The organism is Amycolatopsis sulphurea (assembly GCF_002564045.1).
Taxonomy (GTDB): domain Bacteria; phylum Actinomycetota; class Actinomycetes; order Mycobacteriales; family Pseudonocardiaceae; genus Amycolatopsis; species Amycolatopsis sulphurea.
Map to the genome: position 1 here is coordinate 5,477,933 of NZ_PDJK01000002.1, position 22,875 is coordinate 5,500,807.

General features: G+C 64.6%; 29 protein-coding genes and 1 pseudogene. 23 read left to right on the plus strand and 7 right to left on the minus strand.

Features of this window, described 5'->3' with window-relative positions; translation table 11 throughout:
- Positions 1–167: 167 nt before the first annotated feature.
- Entirely contained in the window at positions 168–1,172 is a 1,005-nt protein-coding gene (locus ATK36_RS30980; protein ID WP_098514661.1) for an NADP-dependent oxidoreductase, read from the minus strand.
- Between the two features lie 433 nt (positions 1,173–1,605).
- Here ATK36_RS30980 and ATK36_RS30985 point away from each other — a divergent pair, with 433 nt between their 5' ends.
- Positions 1,606–2,751 (plus strand): acyl-CoA dehydrogenase family protein, encoded by a 1,146-nt coding sequence (locus tag ATK36_RS30985; protein WP_098514662.1) that lies wholly within the window; start codon positions 1,606–1,608, stop codon positions 2,749–2,751.
- A 380-nt stretch (positions 2,752–3,131) separates the two neighbouring features.
- A complete protein-coding gene (locus ATK36_RS30995; protein ID WP_098514664.1) occupies positions 3,132–3,905 on the plus strand; it encodes an SDR family oxidoreductase in 774 nt (257 codons plus the stop codon).
- A 19-nt stretch (positions 3,906–3,924) separates the two neighbouring features.
- Here ATK36_RS30995 and ATK36_RS31000 read toward each other — a convergent pair.
- Positions 3,925–4,504 (minus strand): annotated as a pseudogene (locus ATK36_RS31000) (transposase); the annotation flags it as partial.
- 36 nt (positions 4,505–4,540) lie between these two features.
- Here ATK36_RS31000 and ATK36_RS31005 point away from each other — a divergent pair.
- The gene (locus tag ATK36_RS31005; protein ID WP_245915334.1) at positions 4,541–4,741 is read left to right on the plus strand and encodes a site-specific integrase; all 201 of its coding nucleotides are present in this window, start codon (positions 4,541–4,543) and stop codon (positions 4,739–4,741) included.
- Between the two features lie 792 nt (positions 4,742–5,533).
- On the opposite strand, the gene ATK36_RS31010 is transcribed toward ATK36_RS31005, so the two are convergent.
- The 3 genes from ATK36_RS31010 to ATK36_RS31020 are packed head-to-tail and all read right to left on the minus strand — an operon-like array spanning position 5,534 to position 8,541.
- The gene (locus tag ATK36_RS31010; protein ID WP_098514665.1) at positions 5,534–7,279 is read right to left on the minus strand and encodes an ATP-dependent nuclease; all 1,746 of its coding nucleotides are present in this window, start codon (positions 7,277–7,279) and stop codon (positions 5,534–5,536) included.
- Between the two features lie 36 nt (positions 7,280–7,315).
- Positions 7,316–7,786: an NUDIX hydrolase gene (locus tag ATK36_RS31015; RefSeq protein ID WP_098514666.1), complete on the minus strand. Its 471-nt coding sequence runs from the start codon at positions 7,784–7,786 to the stop codon at positions 7,316–7,318.
- Positions 7,787–7,797: 11 nt separating this feature from the next.
- Positions 7,798–8,541, minus strand: coding sequence for a DUF5919 domain-containing protein (locus ATK36_RS31020; RefSeq protein WP_098515317.1), 744 nt, complete (start codon positions 8,539–8,541; stop codon positions 7,798–7,800).
- Between the two features lie 235 nt (positions 8,542–8,776).
- On the opposite strand from ATK36_RS31020, the gene ATK36_RS31025 reads away from it, so the two are divergent.
- The 10 genes from ATK36_RS31025 (at position 8,777) to ATK36_RS31065 (ending at position 15,408) form a co-directional block, all read left to right on the plus strand.
- On the plus strand, positions 8,777–9,010 hold the full coding sequence (locus tag ATK36_RS31025; RefSeq protein ID WP_098514667.1) for a hypothetical protein: 234 nt from the start codon (positions 8,777–8,779) through the stop codon (positions 9,008–9,010).
- Between the two features lie 23 nt (positions 9,011–9,033).
- Positions 9,034–9,489 carry a hypothetical protein gene (locus ATK36_RS31030; RefSeq protein WP_098514668.1) on the plus strand — a complete coding sequence of 152 codons (456 nt, stop codon included), beginning with the start codon at positions 9,034–9,036 and terminating at the stop codon, positions 9,487–9,489.
- Positions 9,489–9,818 carry a hypothetical protein gene (locus ATK36_RS31035; protein ID WP_141544581.1) on the plus strand — a complete coding sequence of 110 codons (330 nt, stop codon included), beginning with the start codon at positions 9,489–9,491 and terminating at the stop codon, positions 9,816–9,818. The genes ATK36_RS31030 and ATK36_RS31035 overlap by 1 nt, the downstream gene beginning before the upstream one ends.
- Complete coding sequence (locus ATK36_RS31040) at positions 9,818–10,063, plus strand: AMED_5909 family protein (protein ID WP_098515318.1); 246 nt, start codon at positions 9,818–9,820, stop codon at positions 10,061–10,063. Before ATK36_RS31035 ends, ATK36_RS31040 begins: the two co-directional genes overlap by 1 nt.
- Before the next feature lie 168 nt (positions 10,064–10,231).
- Complete coding sequence (locus ATK36_RS32670; RefSeq protein ID WP_170069987.1) at positions 10,232–10,399, plus strand: hypothetical protein; 168 nt, start codon at positions 10,232–10,234, stop codon at positions 10,397–10,399.
- Positions 10,399–11,967 (plus strand): FtsK/SpoIIIE domain-containing protein, encoded by a 1,569-nt coding sequence (locus ATK36_RS31045; RefSeq protein ID WP_098514670.1) that lies wholly within the window; start codon positions 10,399–10,401, stop codon positions 11,965–11,967. Before ATK36_RS32670 ends, ATK36_RS31045 begins: the two co-directional genes overlap by 1 nt.
- Positions 11,964–12,356, plus strand: a complete 393-nt coding sequence (locus tag ATK36_RS31050) for a hypothetical protein (RefSeq protein WP_098514671.1) — start codon at positions 11,964–11,966, stop codon at positions 12,354–12,356. The genes ATK36_RS31045 and ATK36_RS31050 overlap by 4 nt, the downstream gene beginning before the upstream one ends.
- A complete protein-coding gene (locus ATK36_RS31055) occupies positions 12,356–13,981 on the plus strand; it encodes a replication initiator (RefSeq protein WP_098514672.1) in 1,626 nt (541 codons plus the stop codon). The genes ATK36_RS31050 and ATK36_RS31055 overlap by 1 nt, the downstream gene beginning before the upstream one ends.
- Before the next feature lie 12 nt (positions 13,982–13,993).
- On the plus strand, positions 13,994–14,209 hold the full coding sequence (locus ATK36_RS31060) for a helix-turn-helix domain-containing protein (protein ID WP_098514673.1): 216 nt from the start codon (positions 13,994–13,996) through the stop codon (positions 14,207–14,209).
- Positions 14,209–15,408, plus strand: a complete 1,200-nt coding sequence (locus tag ATK36_RS31065) for a tyrosine-type recombinase/integrase (RefSeq protein WP_098514674.1) — start codon at positions 14,209–14,211, stop codon at positions 15,406–15,408. The genes ATK36_RS31060 and ATK36_RS31065 overlap by 1 nt, the downstream gene beginning before the upstream one ends.
- Before the next feature lie 678 nt (positions 15,409–16,086).
- Here the strand turns inward: ATK36_RS31065 and ATK36_RS34910 are convergent.
- Positions 16,087–16,845, minus strand: a complete 759-nt coding sequence (locus ATK36_RS34910) for a glycosyltransferase (protein ID WP_098509271.1) — start codon at positions 16,843–16,845, stop codon at positions 16,087–16,089.
- Positions 16,832–17,659 carry a GntR family transcriptional regulator gene (locus tag ATK36_RS31075; RefSeq protein ID WP_098514675.1) on the minus strand — a complete coding sequence of 276 codons (828 nt, stop codon included), beginning with the start codon at positions 17,657–17,659 and terminating at the stop codon, positions 16,832–16,834. The genes ATK36_RS34910 and ATK36_RS31075 overlap by 14 nt, the downstream gene beginning before the upstream one ends.
- A gap of 203 nt (positions 17,660–17,862) precedes the next feature.
- Between ATK36_RS31075 and ATK36_RS31080 the strand changes: the two genes are divergently transcribed.
- The 10 genes from ATK36_RS31080 to ATK36_RS31120 all read left to right on the plus strand — a co-directional run bounded on the left by ATK36_RS31080 (position 17,863) and on the right by ATK36_RS31120 (position 22,845).
- Positions 17,863–18,153 (plus strand): hypothetical protein, encoded by a 291-nt coding sequence (locus ATK36_RS31080; protein ID WP_342751988.1) that lies wholly within the window; start codon positions 17,863–17,865, stop codon positions 18,151–18,153.
- A gap of 509 nt (positions 18,154–18,662) precedes the next feature.
- Positions 18,663–19,067: a hypothetical protein gene (locus ATK36_RS31870; protein WP_141544582.1), complete on the plus strand. Its 405-nt coding sequence runs from the start codon at positions 18,663–18,665 to the stop codon at positions 19,065–19,067.
- A complete protein-coding gene (locus ATK36_RS31085) occupies positions 19,064–19,336 on the plus strand; it encodes a hypothetical protein (protein WP_098514676.1) in 273 nt (90 codons plus the stop codon). The genes ATK36_RS31870 and ATK36_RS31085 overlap by 4 nt, the downstream gene beginning before the upstream one ends.
- Positions 19,337–19,531: 195 nt before the next feature.
- Entirely contained in the window at positions 19,532–19,747 is a 216-nt protein-coding gene (locus tag ATK36_RS31090; protein WP_245914367.1) for a hypothetical protein, read from the plus strand.
- A 132-nt stretch (positions 19,748–19,879) separates the two neighbouring features.
- The gene (locus ATK36_RS31095) at positions 19,880–21,325 is read left to right on the plus strand and encodes a cell division protein FtsK (protein ID WP_245915335.1); all 1,446 of its coding nucleotides are present in this window, start codon (positions 19,880–19,882) and stop codon (positions 21,323–21,325) included.
- Positions 21,326–21,348: 23 nt separating this feature from the next.
- Positions 21,349–21,765, plus strand: a complete 417-nt coding sequence (locus tag ATK36_RS31100; protein WP_098510198.1) for a hypothetical protein — start codon at positions 21,349–21,351, stop codon at positions 21,763–21,765.
- Entirely contained in the window at positions 21,762–21,992 is a 231-nt protein-coding gene (locus ATK36_RS31105; protein WP_098510197.1) for a hypothetical protein, read from the plus strand. The genes ATK36_RS31100 and ATK36_RS31105 overlap by 4 nt, the downstream gene beginning before the upstream one ends.
- 6 nt (positions 21,993–21,998) lie before the next feature.
- Positions 21,999–22,307: a hypothetical protein gene (locus tag ATK36_RS31110; protein ID WP_098510196.1), complete on the plus strand. Its 309-nt coding sequence runs from the start codon at positions 21,999–22,001 to the stop codon at positions 22,305–22,307.
- Positions 22,307–22,525: a hypothetical protein gene (locus ATK36_RS31115; RefSeq protein ID WP_098510195.1), complete on the plus strand. Its 219-nt coding sequence runs from the start codon at positions 22,307–22,309 to the stop codon at positions 22,523–22,525. The genes ATK36_RS31110 and ATK36_RS31115 overlap by 1 nt, the downstream gene beginning before the upstream one ends.
- Before the next feature lie 104 nt (positions 22,526–22,629).
- Complete coding sequence (locus ATK36_RS31120) at positions 22,630–22,845, plus strand: hypothetical protein (RefSeq protein ID WP_098510194.1); 216 nt, start codon at positions 22,630–22,632, stop codon at positions 22,843–22,845.
- Positions 22,846–22,875: the final 30 nt, after the last annotated feature.

The window sequence follows — 22,875 nt, forward strand, 5'->3', positions numbered from 1 at the left end:
AGGACCCCTTCACGGATTCGAGACAGGTCTGGCGCACACCACGAGGCTGCCGGGCGTGATCGACGAAGATGGCAGGTGTCGTCGATGATGACGCGGCAGCCATGGCTCTCTCTCTGCTGCTCACGGGTCTTCGACCAACTTTGCCGGGACCCTGCGTGACGGTTCAGTCAGAGCCGGACGACCATCTTGCCCGTGTTGGCCCCTGACAGCAGTCCTCGGAAGGCGTCGACGGCATGGTCGATGCCGTCGACCACCATGTGCTCGTCGGTCAGGTCTCCTTCGCGCAGCCACGCGCTAGCCTGCGCGACGTACTGGCGGTACAGGTCGTAGTGGTCGCTCACGATGTACCCGCGCAACGAAACGCGCCGCCCGATGGCGAGCCCGAGGTTGTCCGGCCCAGGCATCGGCTCGGTGGCGTTGTACTGGGAGATCGCGCCGCACAAGGCGATCCGGCCGTGGTCGCGAATTTCCGACAGAGCAGCACGGAGGTGGTCACCGCCGACATTGTCGAAGTAGACGTCGATCCCGGCGGGCGCGGCTTCGGCAAGGGCCTTGCGCAAACTGTCCTCGCGATAGTCGATCGCCGCGTCGAAACCGAACTCCTCGACGAGACGCCTGACCTTCTCCGGCCCTCCGGCCGACCCGATGACGCGCGACGCGCCCATCTTGCGCGCCACGGTTCCGGCTACCAGCCCGACGGCACCTGCGGCACCGGAGATGAACACGACGTCGCCCTCCTTCACGGGGGCGATCCGAGTGAGCCCGGTGTATGCCGTCAGGCCCGGCATGCCCAGCACCCCGAGGTACGCGGGGGCCGGCGCGACAGACGTGTCGACGACGCGAGCGGTCGAAGCTGGAACGAGGGCGTACTCCCGCCAACCGAGATCATGAAGAACCTCGGCGCCGATCGGGATCCCAGGGACCCCGGACGCAACCACGGTTCCGATCGCGCCGCCGTCCAGGGGGGCGTCCAGCTGAAACGGTGCGACGTAGGACTTGACGTCGTTCATGCGGCCTCGCATGTAAGGATCGACAGACATCCAGGTGTTGCGGACGAGGAGTTCCCCGGCGCCGGCGCCGTCGGGCACTGTGGCCTCGACTGTCTTGAAATCGCTTTGCTGCGGTTCGCCCACCGGCCGACGCACCAGGTGGATCTCCTTGCTCGTCGTCATCGGCGAGGTCCTTTCTGCTGGGTCATGGCAGGAAGCGTGACACTGATTTGAGATTGAAGTCAAGTTCAAGTGTGGTCCGGGTGTCTGATCCGCGCGGGTGGGACGAGGCGATGTCCTGTCCTGCGAACCCGTCGATGCGGTCCTCCTCGGTTGCGGCGGCGTGCTCACCGTGCCCGTGCATGGGTCGATCGCGGCCTGGATGGCCGCGGGCGGGATCGACCCGAAGTCGTTCTCTCGCACCCTCAAGTCGTGGCTGTCCCGGGCGGCCCCGGATGGGACGCCGATACATCGGCTGAGGGCAGGCGAGCTGAAGGTTGCCGAGTTCGACGCGTCCGATCGGCCCCCGTTGCGCGGTGCGCGTCGACTGTCGCCCCGTCGGACGCCGCCAGTGAATCGAACTTGACGTCGACATCAATTATGTCATGATGGGCGGGTGCCGAGATCTATCTACCTACCCGAGCACGACGCGTTTCGTGCCTCCGTGCGGACGTTCCTCGCCCGTGAGGTGGAGCCGCGACTCGAGGAGTACCGCGCTGCGCACGGGCTGCCGCGAGAGTTCTGGCTCCGGGCGGGCCATCACGGATTTCTCGGGCTGGAGATCCCCGAGGAGTTCGGCGGCGGCGGAGCCGATGACTATCGCTTCAACGCGGTCCTCACCGAGGAGCTCGCCAAGGTCAGCATGGCGCTCGCGTCGTGTGTGGGCATCCACGCTGACATCGTCGTGCCGTACCTCCTGCACCTGGCGACCGATGAGCGGAAGAAGCGGTGGCTTCCCCGGATGGCCTCCGGTGAGCTGCTGACCGCCATCGCGATGACCGAGCCTTCCGGAGGCTCGGACCTGGCCCGGATGCGGTCGACGGCAGTCCGCGACGGCAGCGAGTTCGTCGTGAACGGATCGAAAACGTTCATCACGAACGGGTACTCGGCGGACCTGATCGTCGTGGCCTTGCGGACCACATCCGGGAGGGGAGCTCGGGGTCTCTCGCTGTTCGGCATCGAAACCAGCCGTGCGGGCTTCGCCCGCGGCCGCCGGCTCGACAAGGTCGGGCAGGACGAGTCGGACACCGCCGAACTGTTCTTCCACGACGTCCGGGTCAGTGAGGACGACCTCATCGGCGAATACGACGGTGGGTTCGGGCACCTGATGACCTGGCTTCCCCAGGAGCGGCTGAACGGCGCCGTCACGAACCTGGCCCATGCGCGAGCCGTTCTCGACGAGACCATCAGGTACTCGCGGGAACGGGCGGCTTTCGGGCAGCCCATAGGCCAGTTCCAGCACAACAAGTTCCTTATCGCCGATCTGGTCACGCGAGTCGAGGTCACCCAGGCGTACGTCGATCAGTGCGTGATGTCACATGTGGAAGGGACGCTGTCGCCGGTCGACGCTGCCAAGGCCAAGTGGTGGACGGCGCAGGTGCAGAACGACGTGCTCGACCACTGCGTACAGCTGCATGGCGGCTACGGCTACATGAACGAGTACCGGGTGGCCCGGGCCTGGCGTGATGCCCGGGTGTCCAAGATCTGGGCCGGCTCCAACGAGATCATGAAGGAGCTGATCGGTCGTGACCTCGGACTCTGACCAGGTCACGAGTGATGTGATTCAGGTCGTCGCCACGGTCCGGGCGTGTCCTGGCCGAGGGGCGCAGTTGTCACCGTCGTGGCCGGCTCGCTCGCGAAGATCCGTGCGGAACAGGTGTGTCTGCGCTACGACTCCTTCCGGGTCCGCAGGATGCCCGACGAGTCCGTGATGGTCGACGAGCGGTCGTCCCGGGACGCCCTCGTCGCGCAGGCACCGTCGAACACTTCCAGGCGATGTCGGCCTTTCGCGCCACCGAGATCGTCGAGGCCCCCGTGGTCGGGGTGCTCGAAGCATGGTCGGCGGATGGTGCCCGTGAACAGCGGCACGGCCTGTGCCGATCGGTCCCTGCCCGCCGCCAAGACCCCTGAAGGAGTACCTCGATGAACCCGAGATTCGCAGACCGCACCGCGATCGTCACCGGCGCAAGCCGGGGGATCGGCCTTGCCATCGCGAAACAGCTCGTCGCTGACGGCGCCAAGGTCGTCGTCACTGCCCGGAAGAAGGAAGCACTCGACGAGGCGGTGGCTCAGCTGGGCGGTCCCGAGTTTGCGCTCGGCGTCGCGGGACAAGTCGACGACCTGGATCACCAGGCGGAGGTCGTCGAGCGTGCAATCGACACGTTCGGCAGCGCGGACCTGCTCGTCAACAACACGGGCATCAACCCGACCTACGGCCCGCTCGTCGACCTGGACCTGGGCGCGGCCCGCAAGATCTTCGAGGTGAACTGCCTGGCCGCGCTCTCCTGGGTGCAGCAGGTCCACCAGAGCTGGATGAAGGAGCACGGCGGAGCGGTCGTCAAGGTCTCCTCCGTTGCCGGGCTTCGCCCGGCGCCCGGAATCGGCTTCTACGGTTCGAGCAAGGCCATGCTCAACCAGATCACCCAGCAGCTGGCCGTCGAACTCGGACCCGGCATCCGAGTCAATGCGGTGGCCCCAGCGGTCGTGAAGACACGATTCGCGACAGCACTTTACGAGGACCGTGAGGCCGAGGTGGCCGCCGACTATCCCCTGAAGCGTCTGGGCGTGCCACAGGACATCGGCGGCGTCGTGGCGTTCCTGCTCTCCGATGAAGCCGCGTGGATGACGGGGCAGCTGCTGGTCGTGGATGGCGGCGTGCTGCTGACCGGAGGTGGTTTGGCCAAGCCGCAGCGTTGAGGTGTGTGGTTCGGTCCGGCTGGTAGTGGGTGTGGTTGCGGAGCATGGCGTAGAGGATGTCGCAGCGGCGGCGGGCGAAGCAGGTGAGGGCGGCGTTGTGTTTTGCCTTCGGCTCTTCCTGTCGTGGCAGGTCCTGCTGGTCGGGTCGGAGAGCGAGGCGAACGCGGCGAGGAAGAACGCGCGTTTGAGCTGGCGGTTGCCGGTGCGGGCGGGGTGCTCGCCGTTGATGCTGGTGCCGGAGCCGGGGGTGACGGGGGCGATGTCGGCATAGGTGGCGAGGTGTGCGGAGCTGACGAAGTGGGAGGCGTCGCCGACGTCGGAGGATGCGGGCGGCGGTCCTGATTCCGATGCCGGGCATCGAGGTCAGGACCCTGGCAAGAGGGTGTGCATCGAGTATCCCCTCGACCTCGGCGGTGACCTGTTTCCGTTGCTGGAGCACGGTTTTCAGGCTGTCGGCCAGTCTGGGCATGCCCGCGGCCGGTGCCTGGGACGGTGACGGTCTGCTCGGCCAGCGCGGTCAAGATCGCCTCGGCCAGCTGCTCGCCCATGCGGGGCGCGTGGGCGGCGGCGATCGCGGCGAGCTTGCGGCGTCCGGCTTCGCACAACGTGCGGCGGGTGGTCAAGGCGCCTGAGGCTTGGACGCGCGGGAGATGCGGCACAGCTTCGTGTCGCTGCTGTCCGATGCGCGGGCGCCGATCGAGGACATCGCACGGCTGTGCGGGCACGGCGGGACTGCGGTCACCGAGCAGGTCTACCGGCACCAGATTCGGCCGATGATCCTCGAAGGCGCCGTGGCGATGGAGCAGATCTTTCGTTCCCAGCGCGGGGAACGGTAGTCACCCGGCGGCCATCCATCGTGGACTTACGGCAACGAAGGGAAGGAGCAAAGCGATGTCAAGAAAGGCCGGTGACCTGGTATTTCACCAGGTCACCGGCCGTCTTCGTCCGGTCGGGCTGACAGGATTTGAACCTGCGACCCCTTGACCCCCAGGACGTTGGAGTAGCGGTTTCCGCAGGTCAGGGCCAGTTGCACAAGATCGTCTGACGTTCGGTGACCTGCGGCTCGTTCATGATCGCGCACCACGTGTGGTCCCCACGTGGTCCCCAGCTCTGCCCTGGTCCAGAGCGTGAGCTGGTTGGGGCTGAGGCGGCGGTTCGGCTGCTTGAGCTTCACGGCAGGCTCCCTCGGCGGGTCGGGCTCGATGGCGCGGTACGTGGTGGCTGACCGCCCCCGTCTTCCTCGCCCATGCCGCAGTTAGCGCCGGGTCGTCGGTGTCAAGGGGGAGCTTCAGCTCATCGCGAAGCGACGCCGAAGGCGCCCTTGATGGCGGCGGGCCGGTGTTAAAGGATCGCCTGCGAGGGAGCGGCCACCTCGAGAGGTCGGGTCCAGCTGATGCGCGTCGGGTGGCAGAGCTGCCGTGTTGCTCGGTGGTCATGGTGTCGGCGGCGGCGCGCTGTGCGGTGCTGCGCTATCGGCGGGCTCGCCCGGCGACCGGCGGCCGGAGCGGAGCGGCAGGCCGTCCGTGTCGCCATGGGGCGGAGCCCGCCGTACGTGTGGCGACCTGCGCGCCGCCGTCGGCGGCGCCTTGATCCCATAGAGCCAAATTCGGCAAGGACCTGTCTCCGAGCTAGCTGCTCTCCCGAATGGAAGGTCCCGTGAATGCTGACTGCATACCGAAATAGGACGTCAACTTTCCAAGGAAATCAATTAGCTCCGGCGTAAGGTTCTCGTGCCGCCTAGTTTCCAGAACCCGTGTCACATAAGCAATGCCATGCTTCGCATTGACATCCTTGAACCAACGTTCTAGCTCACCAACGGGAACAAGGAAAATCCCATAATTGCTAAGGTTCTCCAGTATTCGATCAATCGCTCCGGACGCGTCGCCTTCAAAAGCTGCAACGCCAGCCCGTTTCACTTCACCCCAACCGGTTTTAATCTTCACGGCATCGATAATTCCCTTGGACTCAGCATCAGTGATGGTGCTCCTATTTTGCCGCCGGAGAATATCTTTGGTCGCCTCGCGCAGATTCTCGACCGTCGGACCTGCTGTTCGACCAGTAATCTGGCGATTTACGATATCAAGGTCTTGAACAAATTCGTCTGGATTTCCTCCGGCCGCTTTTACAAGATTGAAGACACGCTCGCGCTCGTTTAACACATCGATATCGCCGATTACCGCCGTTTTCACGCCAAAGGAGCAGAGCTCGCGCATGGACTGTGCCAACCGCGCCTTTCCTCCCACATGCGTAAATAGAAGATCGTGCTCTAGCTCTTTATTAAGGTAGACATCTAAGGCGGCTTCATAAAACCGACAGTCTCCGTCAGATTCGCATACAACAACCCCCTTGTGAAATAGACCATTAAGCATGCCGGAATACCGCAATAGTGGCTCGGACCACAAGGTTGCTAGTCGCGCGGGCGGGATAGTCGTCCGAATTCTCGTCGGGTCAAGCCCCTGCGTCGAAACCCTAATGATCTTTATTGGACGCCGAGTTGCGCTATTAAGTACACCTTCGAGAATTTCTGAACTATGCGTCGCGATGATGACTTGTCCAGAAGCTGGCGTTTCTTCCACGAGGTACCGCCCAAGAAGACGAGCCTGAGGCGGATGAAGAAACGCCTCGGGCTCGTCGATAAGGGTAACCGACACGCCCGAAGCTATGACGCTGACCAGAATTCCCGCGAAGCTTCGTACGCCATCACCCTGGGACATCAACGGCCGAAGCGCGGCGTACTGCTCGAGCAGTTCCGGACTTGGCGGCAGCCGCTCGTCAGGAAGGCTCGGTCGCCCCATCAAGAGTTGCGGGCCGAGACTGTAGCGGTTGATCGAGATGTCAAAGCCGAATGCGCGCCGAATCATTTTCGACATCCTGACTTCAAGTTCCCGATCATCCCAAATTCGATGAATTGGATTTAGTGCGGGAGCAATTGGCTCTCGCGGCCCGGCGGACTGAAGAAGATTTGGACGCGACATGGCATCCAGATATGCCAAGACGCGCCCAGACAAGACCCCGAGCGCAGGATTTGTCATCCAGACCTGATGCGCCTGCTCCAAGGAGACAAATTGCTGTCCGCCCGACGAGTCCCAGATTCCAAAGCTTCTACCGGTTCCCAGTCCCTCGGGCATACGTCGAGCTATCTTAGTGAACCATTCCCGAAAGACGTCAGCGTTGGTTTCCCGGACAATGGACATCCCATTTAGCCAATTATTGCTATCCTGAAACGTATTGTTCACAAGACCAAGAAAGATCTCGTGCAATAGTGCAGACTTGCCAGCGTTGTTGGGGCCGACGATCAGCGTTACGCCATCTTCTGGAATATCTTCCGTCGTTCCGTCAAGAAACGATAATCGATCAACCGCAAGTTGGATCATTGCCTCTTGGCCTCAAGTCCATCGCTCATCGATATTTCAAGAGAAGAATACTTGATTCTGCGGAATACAGGCATGGTCTATCCTTATTCTGATGGAGGGGTGGATGTTCAGGGCGTCCAGCTCTGAGGCGCTAACCCAAAATACTTCCTTACTTTCACTGCTGGTACGCAAGTTGCCACCCGTAGCAATTGCACGGAAGCAGATCGAAAACTCTTGGCGGACTTCGCCATCGTCGTAAGCGATGACGTGGTTGGGGTTCGAGTAGAGCCCGATAATGCCGGTGACCTCGCACTCAATCCCGGTCTCTTCGCGAACTTCGCGCACGGCAGCCTGTGCCAGCGTTTCGCCGAGCTCAAGCTGGCCGCCGGGTATCGAGTACAGGTCGTTGTCGGTCCGCCGGATCATGAGGATTCGGCCTTCGTCGTCCTGGATGAACGCGGACACTGCGACGGCGATGCTGTTGGCCTTGGGGGCGTTCGGGTCGTTGTAGTAGTCGACGCGGGTCACGCTGTGGCCTCCTAGAAGGTGGCGGGCTTGGCGAGGTTCCAGACGGCTTCGAAGCTTTCGGAGTAGGTCTCGAAGAGGTCCCCGGCGGAGAGTCTGCGCAGGTGCAGGGACGGCGCGTGGGCGCCTTGGAAGCCGTAGACGTGCGTGTTGATGATCATTTCGTCGTCAAAGCGAAAGATCGAGTTGTAGAGCGTAGTGTTGTGAAACCGCATCTCAACTCCGTCGACGCCGATCAGCGGCCGGTAGGACGCCAGGGCATTGCGGATGCGCGCCGCAAGGGTCCCGTCGCCGAGCTGCTCTTCCTCGCCTCGTAGTGCGACGCTCTCGCCTTCCGGATCTCCGAACACGAGGCGGATCTTCGCGCCTGCTGCTGCCTTGGCGGTCAGGTCCTTGATGAACCGTGGGCGTTCCACCAGGAACAGCGCAGCGTGCACCAGGACCTCGACGGTCTCCGATGCTTCCTTGATCAGCCGGTCCCACAACTCGACCGGGATGGCGTTGCGGTGCGGGAACACCCGCACGACCTCTGCGGCCGCCGTCTCAGCCTTGCGTTCGGGCGCCACGGAGTCCGGCCAGAGGTAGGTTTCTGACTCGCGTGCCATGGCGGCGATCTTGTGCCGGTGCTTGGGGTACGGCGTCCGGTTCTTGGTGATCCAGCGCTCGACTGTCTTCTGGTCGACGCCGACGGCCTTGGAGACCTGTTCCAGCGTCAGGCCGTTGCGCAGCAGCGCGTCACGTAGGCGTTCGTTCGGCATCCGCACCCCTTGGGACTTGTAGGGACGTCTTGGACCGTACCAGGGACGTCCCAAGATGTCCCGCCACGTGGTGATCACGTCCCGCGTTTTGGCGGAGATTGGTGTCAGGTTGCCGGGACAGGCCCGGTGCCAGGACACCGAGGAGGTAGGCGTGACCAGTGAAACCGCCGTCCGGCCGTCTGGCTTGGGCAAGCGGACGGTACTTCCCCGACGCGCGGCGTAGGCGCGGCGTGGCATGCGCGACACGGTTCAGATCCACGTCACGGCTGATCTGCCGATTCGCGTCAGGGCGCTGACGTACGCAAACCGCGCGGAAGTCCGGTTCGGCAAGGCGTTCCCAGTGGTCCTGCTCGTGGACTCGGCCGCGATCGCCGTGCTCCGGAGGGAACTCGAACTAGTCAGCGCGGCACTCGACGCCGCAGCAGCACGAGACCTGAGCGGCGAAGAACCGCCAGAAGCTACCAACTAGCAGACGACACAAGGGATACAGACATGGCTATCGACAAGGGATACCGGTTCGCCATCGGCTTCGAGGACGCGTTCACGCAGGGCCTGGTGATGGTCGGCGAAGTGTCGCCGGACACCGAGTACCAGTCGCGCGAGGACCGTGCGGCGGGTCGGGCGACGCGTCAGCGGGTGGACGAGATCAGCGGGAAGCGGCAGTGGAAGGTCACCGTGACCGACCCGTCGGAGACCAAGGCGAAGCGTGCGTCGTTCGAGATCACGCTTCTCGCCGACGTTCAGCCGGTGCCCACGACGAGTGAGGTGCTGCCGGGGATGCGGCCGATCGAGCTGGAGGGGCTGACGGCGGAGCCGAAGGTGGCGGGGCAGGGCGAGTTCAAGTACCAGTCGTACATGTTCCGCGCGACCGGGTTCAAGGCGGCCGGATCGGTCACGGGCGGGAAGACTTCGCGGTCGGCTGGTGACGCGTCGGCCAAGGCGGCGTGATGGGCACCCGGGGGCAGACTCGGGACGCGGCGGGCTTCGGTGAGCAGGTCCGGGCGTGGGAGCTGGCGTATCGGGACTACATGGCGGCCTGGCAGCACGGCACGCAGGTGTTGTCGCCGGTGAGTGCGCAGAACACGGCGAACGCGGCCCGGCGGGTGTCACGGGCCTGGCATGAGCTGGCCCAGGCGCGCGGGTTGCCGTGGTGGTGTGTCGCCGCTTTGGAGTCGGCGGCCGAGGGGTTCTCGGACCTCGCGCGGGACTGGGAACGCAAGTCCACCGGTCCTGGCCGTCCGTCGCCTGCGCCGCGTCAGCGGGATGGGTCGGCGTGATGGCGGAGACCGAACCTCGGACGTTGCGGGCCGCGCACGATGTGGCGTTGCAACGGCGCCCGAACGCTGACGCGAACCTGGCTGCGTGGCTTGTCTTTCACCAGCGCAACGCGCGGATGTATGAGGCGGTGTCCGATGTGGATCGCGGGCACCACCATGAGGCGTTGTACTGGGCGGGCTACGAGCGACGGAAGGCGGACGCGGTGACCTCGCGGATCCAGGAGGCCAAACAGCAGATCCGATAGTCCCGTGTAGACGAACGACAAGTCAACGGTAGCAACGAAAAACGCACGCTATGTCGTGCGGCGTACAAACACGCCCTGATGCGGGTGCGTGAATCCGTAAGGCGCAGAAGCGGAACTGGCGACCAACCTCACCGCTCCTGCGCTGTCCACAACCGCAGGAAGTGAACAATGACAACGCTAGATGATGACAACCGTCGCGCACCAGCCGGGGTCACCCGAACGCGCTGCGCCGAATGCAAGAAGTTCGCCAAGCTGCTCACAGGTGAGACCAAGTGCGCCGCCTGCCTGGGCGTGCTGCCGCTGGATCTCTCCGCCGCGAAGCGGGGTGACCGGTGATGTCGACCGGATTCCTTGTCACCGCAGTGTTCGTGCTCGGCGCGGGCGTGTGGGTGCTCCACAAGATCGGACGGGCCCTGGCCGCGATCCTCGAAGTGCTGGCCGCGCTGGCGGTCGTGTTCGTGGCGCTGTGGTGGCTGTGCAAGGCCGCCTTCTGGCTCGCCTCACAGGTCGTGCTCCGCTGGCGGACCAGCCTCACCATCGTGGCCGCCTACGCCTGGTGCTCGCGGCTCGGCTGGCCCTCGCTGGCCGTGGTACTCGGGTCGGTCGCGTCCGTGCTCGGCGTGTGGGCGGCGATCGATCGCATCTCGTTTGATCAGTGGTGCGGACGGTTCCTACGGGCCTGGTGGCTGCGCTGGGCACTGTACGGCCGCAAGCTCCCCGGCTGGCTGCACGCGTGCGGGCTGAGCATCAAGAACGACGCCCTGCCCGTAGTGGTCACAGTGAACCTGGTCCGGCGCCGTTCGGTCGCCCGCTCCACCACAGGCGGCAGCTCGTCGGGTGTGCAGGTGCCCAAGGTGCTCGGCGTCCGGTCCGGGCCGTCGTGGGATGAGGTGCGGGTTCAGCTCGTGCCCGGCCAGAAGCCCGAGGACTTCGACGAGGCAGCTCGCGCGTTGGCCTCGGCGCGGAAGGTCGCTCGCTGCCAGATCCGCGAGCTGGAACCGAATGTCGTGTCAGTGGACTTCCAACGGCGTGACCAACTGGCCTCGGTGGTGCGATCCCTTCCCGTGCCGGACCTGCTCGCGGTCGACAAGACCGGGGTGGATCTGCGGCGAGTGTGGTCCGGGACCACCGAGTACGGACAGGACTGGAAGGTGCCGCTGCTCGGCGCGGGCGCGCACTGCCTCACCGCCGGTGCGTCGGGGGCGGGCAAGAACTCGGTGATGTGGTGCCCGCTCGTCTCCGCCGCGTCGGCAATCCGGGCAGGGGTGGTCCGGATGTCCGGGATCGACCCCAAGGGGATGGAGCTGGCCTACGGCCGGAACATCTTCGCCCGCTACGCGGTGTCCGGAAAGGACGCTCTGGACGTGCTCGACGGCCTGGTGGCCGAGATGGAAGACCGCAAGCGGACCTTCGCCGGACGGGTCCGCACGATCCCGATCAGCACGCAGTATCCGTTGGAACTGCTGGAGTTCGACGAGATCGGCGCCCTGACCAAGTACACCGACCGCAAGACCCGAGACGCCATCGTGGAACGCGTTGCGCTGCTGACCACCCAAGGCCGGGCGCTGGGCATGTCGGTACGCGGGTATGTGCAGGAGCCGACGAAGGACACTGTGCCGGTGCGGGAGCTGTTCACCCGCCGTGTCTGCCTGCGGGTCACGTCCAAGACGCACGTCGGGATGGTCCTCGGCGACGGTGCGTATGAGCGCGGTGCCTGGGCGAACCGGATCGGCGAGTCCGAAGCGGGCATCGGCTACGTGTGGGGCGAAGGACTGCGCGAACCCCTACGTATCCGCGCAGGCTGGGTCGACGACCGGGACGTGAAGGCGCTCGAGCACTACGTCACCAACGGTGGTCTCGTCGACCTGTCCGCGCCGCGTCGGGCTGAGGGGGTGGCGGCGTGAACACGCTGATGGTCTTCCTTGACGCGATCCGGGATCACCTCGACCTGCACTACCTGCCCGACGTGGCGTCGCTGGACATCGGCGGTCGGCCCGGTCGCCCGGTGGTGGTCCAGCTCGGGACCCGGGGCGACCTGGCGGCACTCGCCGGGGGCCTGCTGCGCTGGGCAGCCACGTTGGACGAGGTGACTGCCTCGATCTGGCGGGTTTCCGATGGCGGCTCGGTGCACCTGTCCATCTCCGGCCGGATGCCCTGCGGTGTCCCCGTCGACGTCTACGGCGGCGTCCTGTTCGAAGAGGCGGCGTTTCCGGACCTGCCCGCCGGTGCTCGCCAGGACATGCCGGTCTTCGTGCTGCATAGCTGGGCACGGCCTGAGGGGGTGGCTGCCTGATGGACACCACCCCACCCAGCCCGCCGGCCGAATCCCGGGCGGCCCGGATGCGCCAACCCCTCGCGGCCGACGTCATCCGGGCGACGGCGGAGAAGCACGGCGTCTGTGTACGACCGTTCACGATGGAAGTTGGCGACACCACCACCGGGGAACTCCGGTACGTGCCGGTCCCGTGCGGGTCCACCGTGGAATCGGCGTGCCTGCCGTGTGCCCGGAAGGCCAAGGCGTTGCGTCAGGTCCAGTGCCGTGAAGGCTGGCACATGGATGCCGAGCCGGACCTGACTCCAGCCGAACCGACCGAGGATCAAACCGAACTCCTCACGTATAGGGCGGACCTGGTGGCGGCCTACCGGGACGTGGTCGAGCACGACGAAGCGGAGGCCGAGGAGCTGCGCGGCGAGATCCGCTCGGTGGATGAGGAACTTCGGCAACTCGGGATGCGCGGCCGCCTGCCAACCCTCGACGTGCCTACGAAACGGAGCGTGAAGCGATCCACCAAACGGCGCCAGGATGCGCCGAACTTGCCCCGGCGGAAGGTCGCCAAGACCACCGTGGGGCGGGAGTACGCGGGGAAGTTTCGGCCCTCAATGTTTGTCACGTTGACCTGCGACAGCTACGGCCCGGTCCGCTCCGATGGCTCGCCGGTGAACCCGTCGACCTACGACTACCGGCGGGCCGCTCGGGATGCTGTGCACTTCTCGGCGCTGGTGGATCGGTGGTGGCAGAACCTGCGGCGCGTGGTCGGCTGGGACGCGCAGTACTTCGCGACGGTCGAGCCGCAGCGTCGGGCCGCCCCGCACCTGCACACCGCAATCCGCGGTGCGATCTCGCATGAGGTCGTTCGTCAGGTGACGGAAGCGACGTATCACCAAGTCTGGTGGCCCAACCATGACCAGGTGGTCTACGTGGATCGGATGCCGGTCTGGGATGGTCCCGACCGGGGCTTCGTCGACCCGGACACCCGTGACCCGCTCACCGCGTGGGAGGACGCGGTGGACCAGGTGGAGGACCCGGCGCACGTGGTGATGTTCGGGCGTCAGGTGCACTCGAAGGGGATCCTCGGCGGCACGAACGAGGCTGGGCGGCACATCGGCTACCTGACCAAGTACCTCACCAAGTCCACGGGTGAGGTTGTGGAGGCCGACACGGCCCAGCAGCGGGATCACCACGACCGGTTGCACGCGGAGCTATCGGTCACGCCGTGCTCGCCTCGGTGTGCGGTCTGGCTGCTGTATGGCGTCCAGCCCAAGGGCGTGAACGCGAAGACGACTGCGGGGCACTGCAAGGGGCGGGCTCATCGACGGACCACACTCGGCCTGCCGGGGCGGCGGGTGCTGGTGTCGCGCAAGTGGTCCGGCAAGACGCTGGTCGACCACAAGGCCGATCGGAAGGCGTTCGTCGCGCAGGCGTTGGCGGAGATCGGGATCGAGAAGCCTCAACCCGATCCGGGGCGGCTGGTCTGGCGGAAGGTCGAGCCCGGCGACCCCCAGGTACCGCCGAGGGATCACCTCGTGATGCGCGCGATCGCGGAACGGATCACCTGGCGAGCCGAGTACGACCGGGCGCTACTGGCCGCTTCCGGACCACCGGGCGCAGATGTTTCGGCAACTCAGCAAGCAGCGTAGAGGGGAGGCGTGATGGAGACACGGTTGCTCGATGGAGGCTGGTACACGACTGAAGAACTCGGCAAGCTGCTCGGCGTCGACCCGTCCACGGTGCGGCGGTGGCGTACTGCGCGGCCGATCCAAGGTCCGCCGTTCGTTCAGGTGTCGGAGCGCGTGACCATGTACAGCGCGCATGACGTAGAAGCCTGGTTGTTGAGCAAGCGAGTAGACCCGCGAAAGGCGGCATGATGGCAAAGGATGTGGTTCTGCCGCTGGGTATCTCGCTGTCGACGGACATTGAGTACCGTCCTGATAGGACGATGGCGTACCGCGCGCGGGTCCGTTGGGTCGATCCTGTCACTAAGAAGCGCCCTTCGAAGTCCGAATCGTTCGACAACTCGGAGGACGCCGAAGCCTGGATTGACGGCATGAAGCGTGCTGCGGCACAGGGCATCGATCCCCACACGGCCACGATGTCGCTTGTGGACTATGGCAACTCGAACATGCCGATGGCGTTGCGAGGTCTGGAAAGCAAGACGACGGATCCCTATCTCGCTGGCTGGCGGAAGCGGGTCGTGCCGACCCTGGGCCACCTGGCGGTCAGCATGATCAGCACCGGTGCGGTTGATCGCGCGGTACACGGCTGGATCGCTGAGGAGTGCGGCCGGTCGACGGTCAAGAACTCGATTGCGATCCTGGTGCGCGTGATGGAGCAGGCATTGCGAGACGGGATCATCGATCGCAACCCTGCGCGGGTGACGGGCTGGCAGCACGAGTACAAGCGGGCGGAGGACGAGTTGGACGACCCGCGCTCGCTCGCGCTGCCGGACTGGCTCTCGCTGACCACACTCGCGGACGCGCTGGTATTGAAGTCTTCCGGTGAGTACCGGGGTTGGGGTGATGTCGTTCTGTTCGCCGCCAGCACGGCGGCTCGGATCGGTGAGGTCTCGGGCTGCCGCGTCCGGGATATCAACACTGAGGATTGGACGTGGACGGTGCGGCGGCAGACCACGCCGTCGCCCGGCGGGCTCGTGGACAAGGGCACGAAGGGCAAGCGGGCGCGGACGGTTCCGCTGATCGAGGACATCCGGGATCTGGTGAAGCGCCGGATCGCGCTCGTGGACAAGGACCCCGACGGGCGACTGTTCAGGGGGCCTCGGGGTGGCAGGATCACAACGGCCGTGCTCCGTGACGCGACGTCGTGGGATGAGGTGGTGGCCAAGCTCGGGTACGAGCATCTGCGGCGTCACGACTTGCGGCACACGGGTCTGACCTGGATGGCCGATGCCGGGGTGCCAGTCCACCACCTGCGCAAGATCGCCGGGCATGGCTCGCTGACCACTACGCAGCGATACCTGCACCCCGACAAGCAGTCGGTGTCGGACGCGGGGGAGCTGCTGACGAAGCACCTGCGGTCCCCACGTGGTCCCCAGCTCCGCGCCGTGTAGATCATGAGCAAGATCATCAAGAGAAAGAACAAAGGCCGCCTGACCAGGGTTTTCACCCCGGCCAGGCGGCCTTTTGATGTCCGTCGGGCTGACAGGATTTGAACCTGCGACCCCTTGTACTTACTCGGCTCTTGCCCGACCTGCGTCGGGTTCGGTATTTCCTTTGCTATCAAAGAAAATACCTGTCCGTGATCATGGTTGTCAGTCGTTGTTCGCCGGTGTCATGTGGGCGGAATGTGGGTTGCCGACCACCGCCGTCTCAACCTACAAGTGGGGGCCTCTTCGTCCATCCCGTCGACCTGGCTTCAGCCCGATCAAGCCTGTCAAGGGGGCACCTTCCCGCCCCTGGTGAGCGTACCGCGGGACTGCCCCCTTGACAGGCTTGATAGCCCTTGGGAGGTCGTCGGGATGGACGACAGGCACGCACGAACGCAACCGATGCGCCCCACTTGTCCATCCTGGAGACCTGCCCGTCCGGCGAGGACATCTCTTGATCGGTGAGCCCCTGTCTGCGGCTCCTCCGGCGGGTGGTCGCTGGGCTGCTTTTCCGCGGGCGACCGCCGGGGACCGGGCGCCAGCCCGCACGCCCCGGCGGGGCTTGCCCGCGGATCAAACACAGTGCTCAGCGGCCCCGGAGGGGCCGCCTTGAACAAGTAAGGAAACTCTGAACACGGAGGTCTAGGCACTGGCTGGGACCGGCTGGCGAGGATTCCAGGACCAGTTGGTCCGCCGGAGCGCGCGGGCTCTATGACGAACCGCGTCCTTGCGTGCTTTCGCTTCGTCTGCATGCCAATACCGGTCGGATGCCGTCGTTTGGGCAGCGTGCTTCCGGTAGATAAGGCCCGGCTCTCCGATGAATGCCCCTTGGGCTACGGCTTCGGCGGCAAGGAGTAGTCCGTCCGTCTCCGCGCCGGTCAATGCTGGCCAGCCACCGAGCGCCCAAATTAGATCCGTGTGCGCCGCGAAGGTCACTGCCTGCACGGACAATCGGTCAGCCTCATGTTCGCGGTAGAAGCGACCTGGATCGAGCAGTCCCGGCGTGGGGTCGTATGGACCCGGCACGATCTTGCCGCTCGGCAGGAGGTCTACACACGCAGAAGTGCACCACGGCACGCTATCCAGGGTTTCAATGTCACGAGTGAGTGCGCCCGGAAGCAACATGTCGTCGGCGTCTAGCGTTCGAACGTACATCCCAGATGCGCGGGCAAGCGCCATCGTCCGGGCAACTCCTGTTCGTCCACCAAGGCCAATTCCGTATGACACTCGCTCGTCGTTTGGGATCTCGTCGGCGGGCAGACCGGTATCGCCATCTTCCTGGATGCACCATTGCCAGGACCAGCCGTTAGGAAGCTTCTGCGCGACTAGGGAATTGTACGCCTCCCGTAGGAAATGGTGACCACCATGGTATACGGCGGTAATGACACTAATTACCGGCATGTTGCCCCTTTTTCCATCGCTTCAAGGGAATGGAGTACTTGAGTTCTGCCCGGTCAGCGGGGAGAAGAATGCTCGAAAATTCCACAATACGGCCAGCAATGTCGATAGACGTTTTTTCGATAACGAATAGCGGAGTACCTTCGGGAATCTTCATCGATTCACGTTCGTCAACGGTTGGTACTCTGGCCAGTATCCGATCAGAGATTGAGTCTACCTCGACGCCTACGGTACTGAGTTGGTGTTGCGTGCCCCCGGGCCAAGGCTCGTTACGATCGTCAAGAAGGTCCGGGTTTCCATCCACGATATCCAGCGGGATATACGAGTTTGACCTACCTATGACTGACCCTGATTTAATGCTCGTCGTGGAGTACGTCCTTTTGAGAACCTGGGTGCCTTCCTCTACTCCAAGCCTGCCGGAAATGTATTCATCGGAAATGGTTTTTTCATATTTCGCCGAAAACTCAAGATCGGCGGTGTCGAGCCCGCTCTCTTTTTCGCTGGCCCCCGTTGATAGTCGCTCTTCGCGGGACAGTAGTGCTCTATCCTTCTCCCACTGGTAGCGCGAACTGGGTTCGCGGACTGTTCGAGTCGGCGGCGTTCGTATGAACGTGCCTTTTGGACGAATGACCTCCACGATCCCTGTGTCTCGAAGGACTCGGATCGCCCCTCGTACAGAGCCGCGAGAGATCCCGTGCTCTTCGGCCAACTCCCCTTCGCTCGGCACCATGTCGCCAGGTTTCAGATCGCCTGCGGCGATGCGCTCTTGAAGGTCGTCTAGTACCCGCTGGTACGCGGGCCGGTAGTCGCGCGTCATGCGCTCATCTTACATGACAAACGACCAACGTCTGTGGTTGAAGATTTGCCTTCGCACACGATCTAACGTCTGACGTTGACCCACTGACGTCTGTGGTTTAGCGTTAGTGTCAGCAAGCGAGAACACCGACAAAGGAGAAGGCCATGCGGAACATTCCGTGCGACTTGAGTAACTACACCGCCCGTGTTGCGGAGGTGCCGGGCGTGAAGATCGCGAAGGACGAGAAGGGTCGCGAGTTCGAGGTGACGGACCGGCAGACGGGTGAGAAGAAGTTTGCGGTGTCGCTGTTCCTGAAGGCGAAGGTCCGGGGTGAGAAGGGTGAGGAGGTCCGGTTCACGCTGGACGCGGACCCGGGTGAGGGTTTCGAGGAGGGCATGGTGGTTGAGCTGATTGCCCCGCGGATGTCGCCGTACTCGTTTAAGAACAAGGACGGCGAGACGGTGTCGGGTGTGGCGTTCGCTGCGGTCGGCCTGAAGTCGGTCGCCTCGTTTTAGTCCCGCGGTAACCGCCCTCCCTATTTCTGGTTAGCGGCCCGTTTCGAGTCGGGCGGGGGCTCTTTGTTGATTGACAAATTCAGAGTGTGCCTGACTGCGCCCAAAAACATGCCTGTTACGGCTGTTCGCGTTGATTCCCGAACTCATTTCTTCGGGGGTCTTCGGGAGTGTCCGTACGAGTTGTTTGGAGCAGAGCAATGGATGAGTGTGATGTGTATTCGGCTCAATTGTTGGCGTGGCCGTGGCTGCACCTGGCCGAGTCTGTGGAGGTCGTGGCATGAGTTCCAGTTGCGTAGAAGGCCTGTCGACGTTTGACCCGCACGGCCCGAGGCGGGGTGTGTGATGTCAGCGAATGTGGTGGCCCATGGCGTGGTGCCGGTGCTGGTGTGGCTGGTGATGCTGGCGGCGCTGGCGTTGGCGTGTCCTGCTGCGGCGGGGGTTGTCGTCGCGATTGTGGCGGCAGGGCTGATTCTTGCGCGTTCCGGTCGGACCGCACGGAGGTGACTGCGGTGACGGAGGGATCGCTGGACTTGTTTGGTAGTCCGCTGGCTGATTCTGGGGCGAGGGCACCGGTTCGGTTGCCGGTGAATGATATGGCGTTGATTGAGAAGGTGCTGCATATTGCGGAGAACGTGGGTTATGTGCTGGTTGGTCCGGGGGAGAGGGTGTATCGCTTGTATGCGCGCCTCGCGATCGAGGTCGCCCCCCGGGATGAATCAGACGCGGTGCATCACCTTTTGGATGCGAGGTGGCTGACGAAGGGAGGAACCCACTTCTACACCTGTTATGGGTATTCCGGTGCTGGTAATTCGGTGCTGGTACCCCGTGCGACGAAGGACAAGGCCCGGCGCTGGCGTGTGCTGGCGGCCCGGCCAACGACCACGGGTGAACAACGACGAAAGGCAAACGGATGACGTCGCAAACGATCAATAAGCACAACAAGGCTAAGTACACCGAGTTCGAGCTGGCGCTGGATCAGGTCCGGGCTGCGTTCGATGAGCTGGCGAAGCTGGGCAAGGGGTTGAACGAGCGGGGTGGGGGTGACCGGTTTGAGGGCTGGCAGGTCCCGGGCCGCTCGGAGGTTCAGTCGAGTATCCGCGGGGCGTCGGCGTCGCTGGACTCGCTGCGCGCGGCGGCGACGAAGCGTAAGGCGGAGCTGATTTCGCGGGGGTGGCGGGTGTGAGTGATGAGCGGGGCCTGCTGCATGTGACGGCGGAATGTTCGTTGTGGTCCGGCCGTATTACCGCGGTGTGCGGGGTGAGTGCGGAGGCCGGTGGATACGAGGTGTTCCACGTGTTCGGGTTCGGCCCGAGGTGCCCGGACTGCAGGCGCCTGTCTGACCGCGACGCCTGATCAACCGATAGGGAAGGGACTGATTGTGAGTTCACAGCTGGATAGCAAGATCACTGAGCTTGACAAGGCCATGCGGAAGCTGCGTGAGGCCATGACCACGATGCCGAACCGGGTGGGTGGTTTCAAGAAGGAGCATGACGAGGCTGCCCGCAAGGTCGCCGCGATGACCACCACGATGGAGGCAGCGAAACCGCTGTTCAGCTCGGAGGGCAAGCGCGGCCCGCGGGCTCGCCGCCGCTGATCCCGCGGCCCGCCATCACCGCACATCGATAGTGATCACCCAACCCCGGGGCGAGGTCAGGGCCGCGTTCCCCTGGTCGTCCCGGGGTGGGTGCGGCCCTGGCTCGTCTCCTGACCAGGGAGTGCCTGATTCATGAGCCGCAAACCCAAGACCGGTACGGCCATCCGCCGTAACCGCTATAAGACCCGCCCGGAAGCCCGCTGCGCGTTGTGGCTGGCTCGGCATCCCGGCTTCCTCGCCACACCGGCCGCGGTGACCGCGAGTGTGCTGGAACTCGGCCCGGTCACGACGGGCAGCCTCGCGGCGAGCACGCTCGTGGCCGGGCTGGGCTGGTACCGGGCGCACCCGGAGTCGTTCACCCGGATCGCCTCGCCGCGGCTGCGCTCGGCGCGTCGCCGCTGGACTCGCTATATCGGCCAGTCCTGGAGGTCCACTCTCGACTTCTGTGATCTGACCGTGGATGACCGCAGGACCGGGGAAGTGCTGGTGCCGCGCCTGCTGAAGGTTGCCAGCCCCACCCCGTCGATCGATGTGGTGACGGTGGCGATCCGCAAGGGACAGTCGGTGGAGACGTTCCGCAACGCGCAGGCAGAGCTTGCCTCCGCGCTGGGTGCGGATGCGATCTCGATCGAGAAGGCCAAGCCGCGGGTCCTGACGGTCACGCTGGTGTTCGGCAACCCGTTCGAGGACGTGATCCCACCCGCGGACATCCCCGGCGACCCCAGCGAGGTTGACCTGGCCGCGATCGAGCTGGGTGACACCGAGTACGGCGCGGTGTGGACTGAGCCGCTGGCCGGGCAGCACTGGCTGATCTCCGGGGGAACCGGTTCGGGTAAGGGGTCGCTGCTGTGGAACCCGTTGCGGGCGATGGGGCCGATGATCCGGGACCGGGTGGCCCGGATCTCGATGATCGACCCGAAGGGCGGGATGGAAACCGAGCGTGGCAGGCCGCTGTTCTTCGACTACGCCACCTCCGCCGATGACGAGACCGAGTACGACAACGGTGACGGTGACGAGGTCGTTGATCCGATGCTGGCGGTGCTGTTCCGGTTCCGGGACCGGATGCGGGAACGGCAGGAACAGCTCCGCGAGGACGGCCTGCGCAAGTTCACCGCCTCGGCCGGGACTCCGTTCGAGGTCCTCATGATCGATGAGCTGATGATGCTGACCGCACTGTCCGGTCGCCGCACGGTCAGCGAGGTTAACCGGGTGCTGGCCGAGATCCTCACCCAGGGCCGCGCGGCCGGGTATGCGGTGATCGCCTATGTGCAGGAACCGGCCAAGGACATCGTGCCGGTCCGGGACCTGTTCACCCGCCGGATCTCGCTGCGCACCGGCGCGGCGTCCTTTGTGGACATGGTGCTGGGTGAGGGAGCCCGTGACCGGGGTGCGCTGGCGGACGAGATCCCGGAAACCGGGTGTGAGGGTATCGGCTACCGCACCTCCGAGACCTCTCGCCAGCCCATCCGCGTCCGCGCGGGATACAGCACCGATGACGACATTGACGAACTCGTCCGCCTCTGCACCCCGGCAGACGAGCCACCTGCTGACTCCAACGTCTACCCGATCGCTGCCTGACCGTCTGGAAAGGACTGTCCACTATGTCTGCACCGGCCTCCGTGCCCGATACTGCCCGGCTCACGGCCGTGGCGGCCCGCTATGTCCGGGACACCCCCGCGCCTGACCCGGCCTCGATCAGCCTGTATCCGGGCCTGCGGCGTATCGATATCCAGCCGTCCGTACCGTCGTGGGATCGCGTGGCGGTTCTCGATTCCCTGCTGATCTGGACACACCAGCTGACCGGGATCACCGGCGACTGGTGGCACACCCCCGGCGGGGACCTGCACATCACCCTGACCGGCCGCGGACCCTGCGGGGTCACCGTCCGAGTTTACGACGCCTTCCCCTACCGCACCGTCCGCCAGCACGTCGCGCTCACTGAGGGCGCGTCCGAATCGGTCACCCCCGGCGAGCTGTACCGGCTCGCCCTGGAACTCCGCAAAGGACACCTCGCATGATCACCCTGAAGTTCCTTGCCGCCTGGCTGAAGATCACCGGCGCCGCCGTGGTCGCGCTGGTGCTCGAAATCGTGTTGATCCGCTCGTGGTGGCTGTTCCTCCTCGTCATGGTCCCGACGCTGCTGGTGTTCGCCGGGCTGTCAGCAGCGATGTGGCGGGAATGGCGCTCCACCCGCCACGGTGACAGCGCCTACAGCTACTCCTACGTCCGCTACGAAGAGGACTGACCCGCCATGACCAGCCCCGACCCCGTGCCCCCGCCGGACGCGGAGATCTGGCACACCGCCGTAGCCACCCTCGAAGACGGGCTCGGCATCTACCCCCTGCGCTCGATTGATGGAGTCCGCTACGGCGGTGCCGGAGTCACCAACACCGCCGTAGCAGCCACCTCCACCACGGTCCTGCTCCGCGTCACCCAGCACCGGCACGGACACCCCGAGGTGACCGAACTGGAAATGCCACCCGCGTTCGCCCGTTACCTCGCCGCCCTGCTCGACTCCACCGCCCGCTACCTCCACACCACCCCGGAAGGAACCCGCTGATGCGCATCCGTGAATCCATCGTCATGAAGCTTGCCCGGCTGCACGAAGAGTTCTATGCGATCGACCGGACGGTGATCAACCCGGAGGGTGGTCGCAACCGCAAGGCGCTGTTGCAGCTGGCAGACCTGGCCAGCGAAATGGTCCAGCTCTATGAGGAAGGGGCCGCCGAAATGCGCCGGGAAGCCCATGAGGCCTACGACCTGGCCACCGGCAGGTAATCGGTTTCGGCATGCCGTGAGTCCTCGTGACGCTTGCCGCGAGGACTCACGGCATGCCACACGCGCCCATCCGCCATACCCCCCGCCCGAGCGAAAGGCTAGGCATGTCCGACGACTTTAACGAGCTGTTCCAGGTGGTTCGACCCCTGGTCAACGAGTATTTCGAGCTGCATCGGCGACTGGTCCGCGCATACGACGGCAACACCGATTTTCGCAGCAATGAACTAGCGGAACTCGCTGAGAAAATACCCGTCTACCTCGAAACTCAAGCACGGATCTTCCGCCGCGAAGCCGACCGATACCGCACCGGCCGCTACTGACCATCAGCACCGCCGACGCCCTCTGAAAGG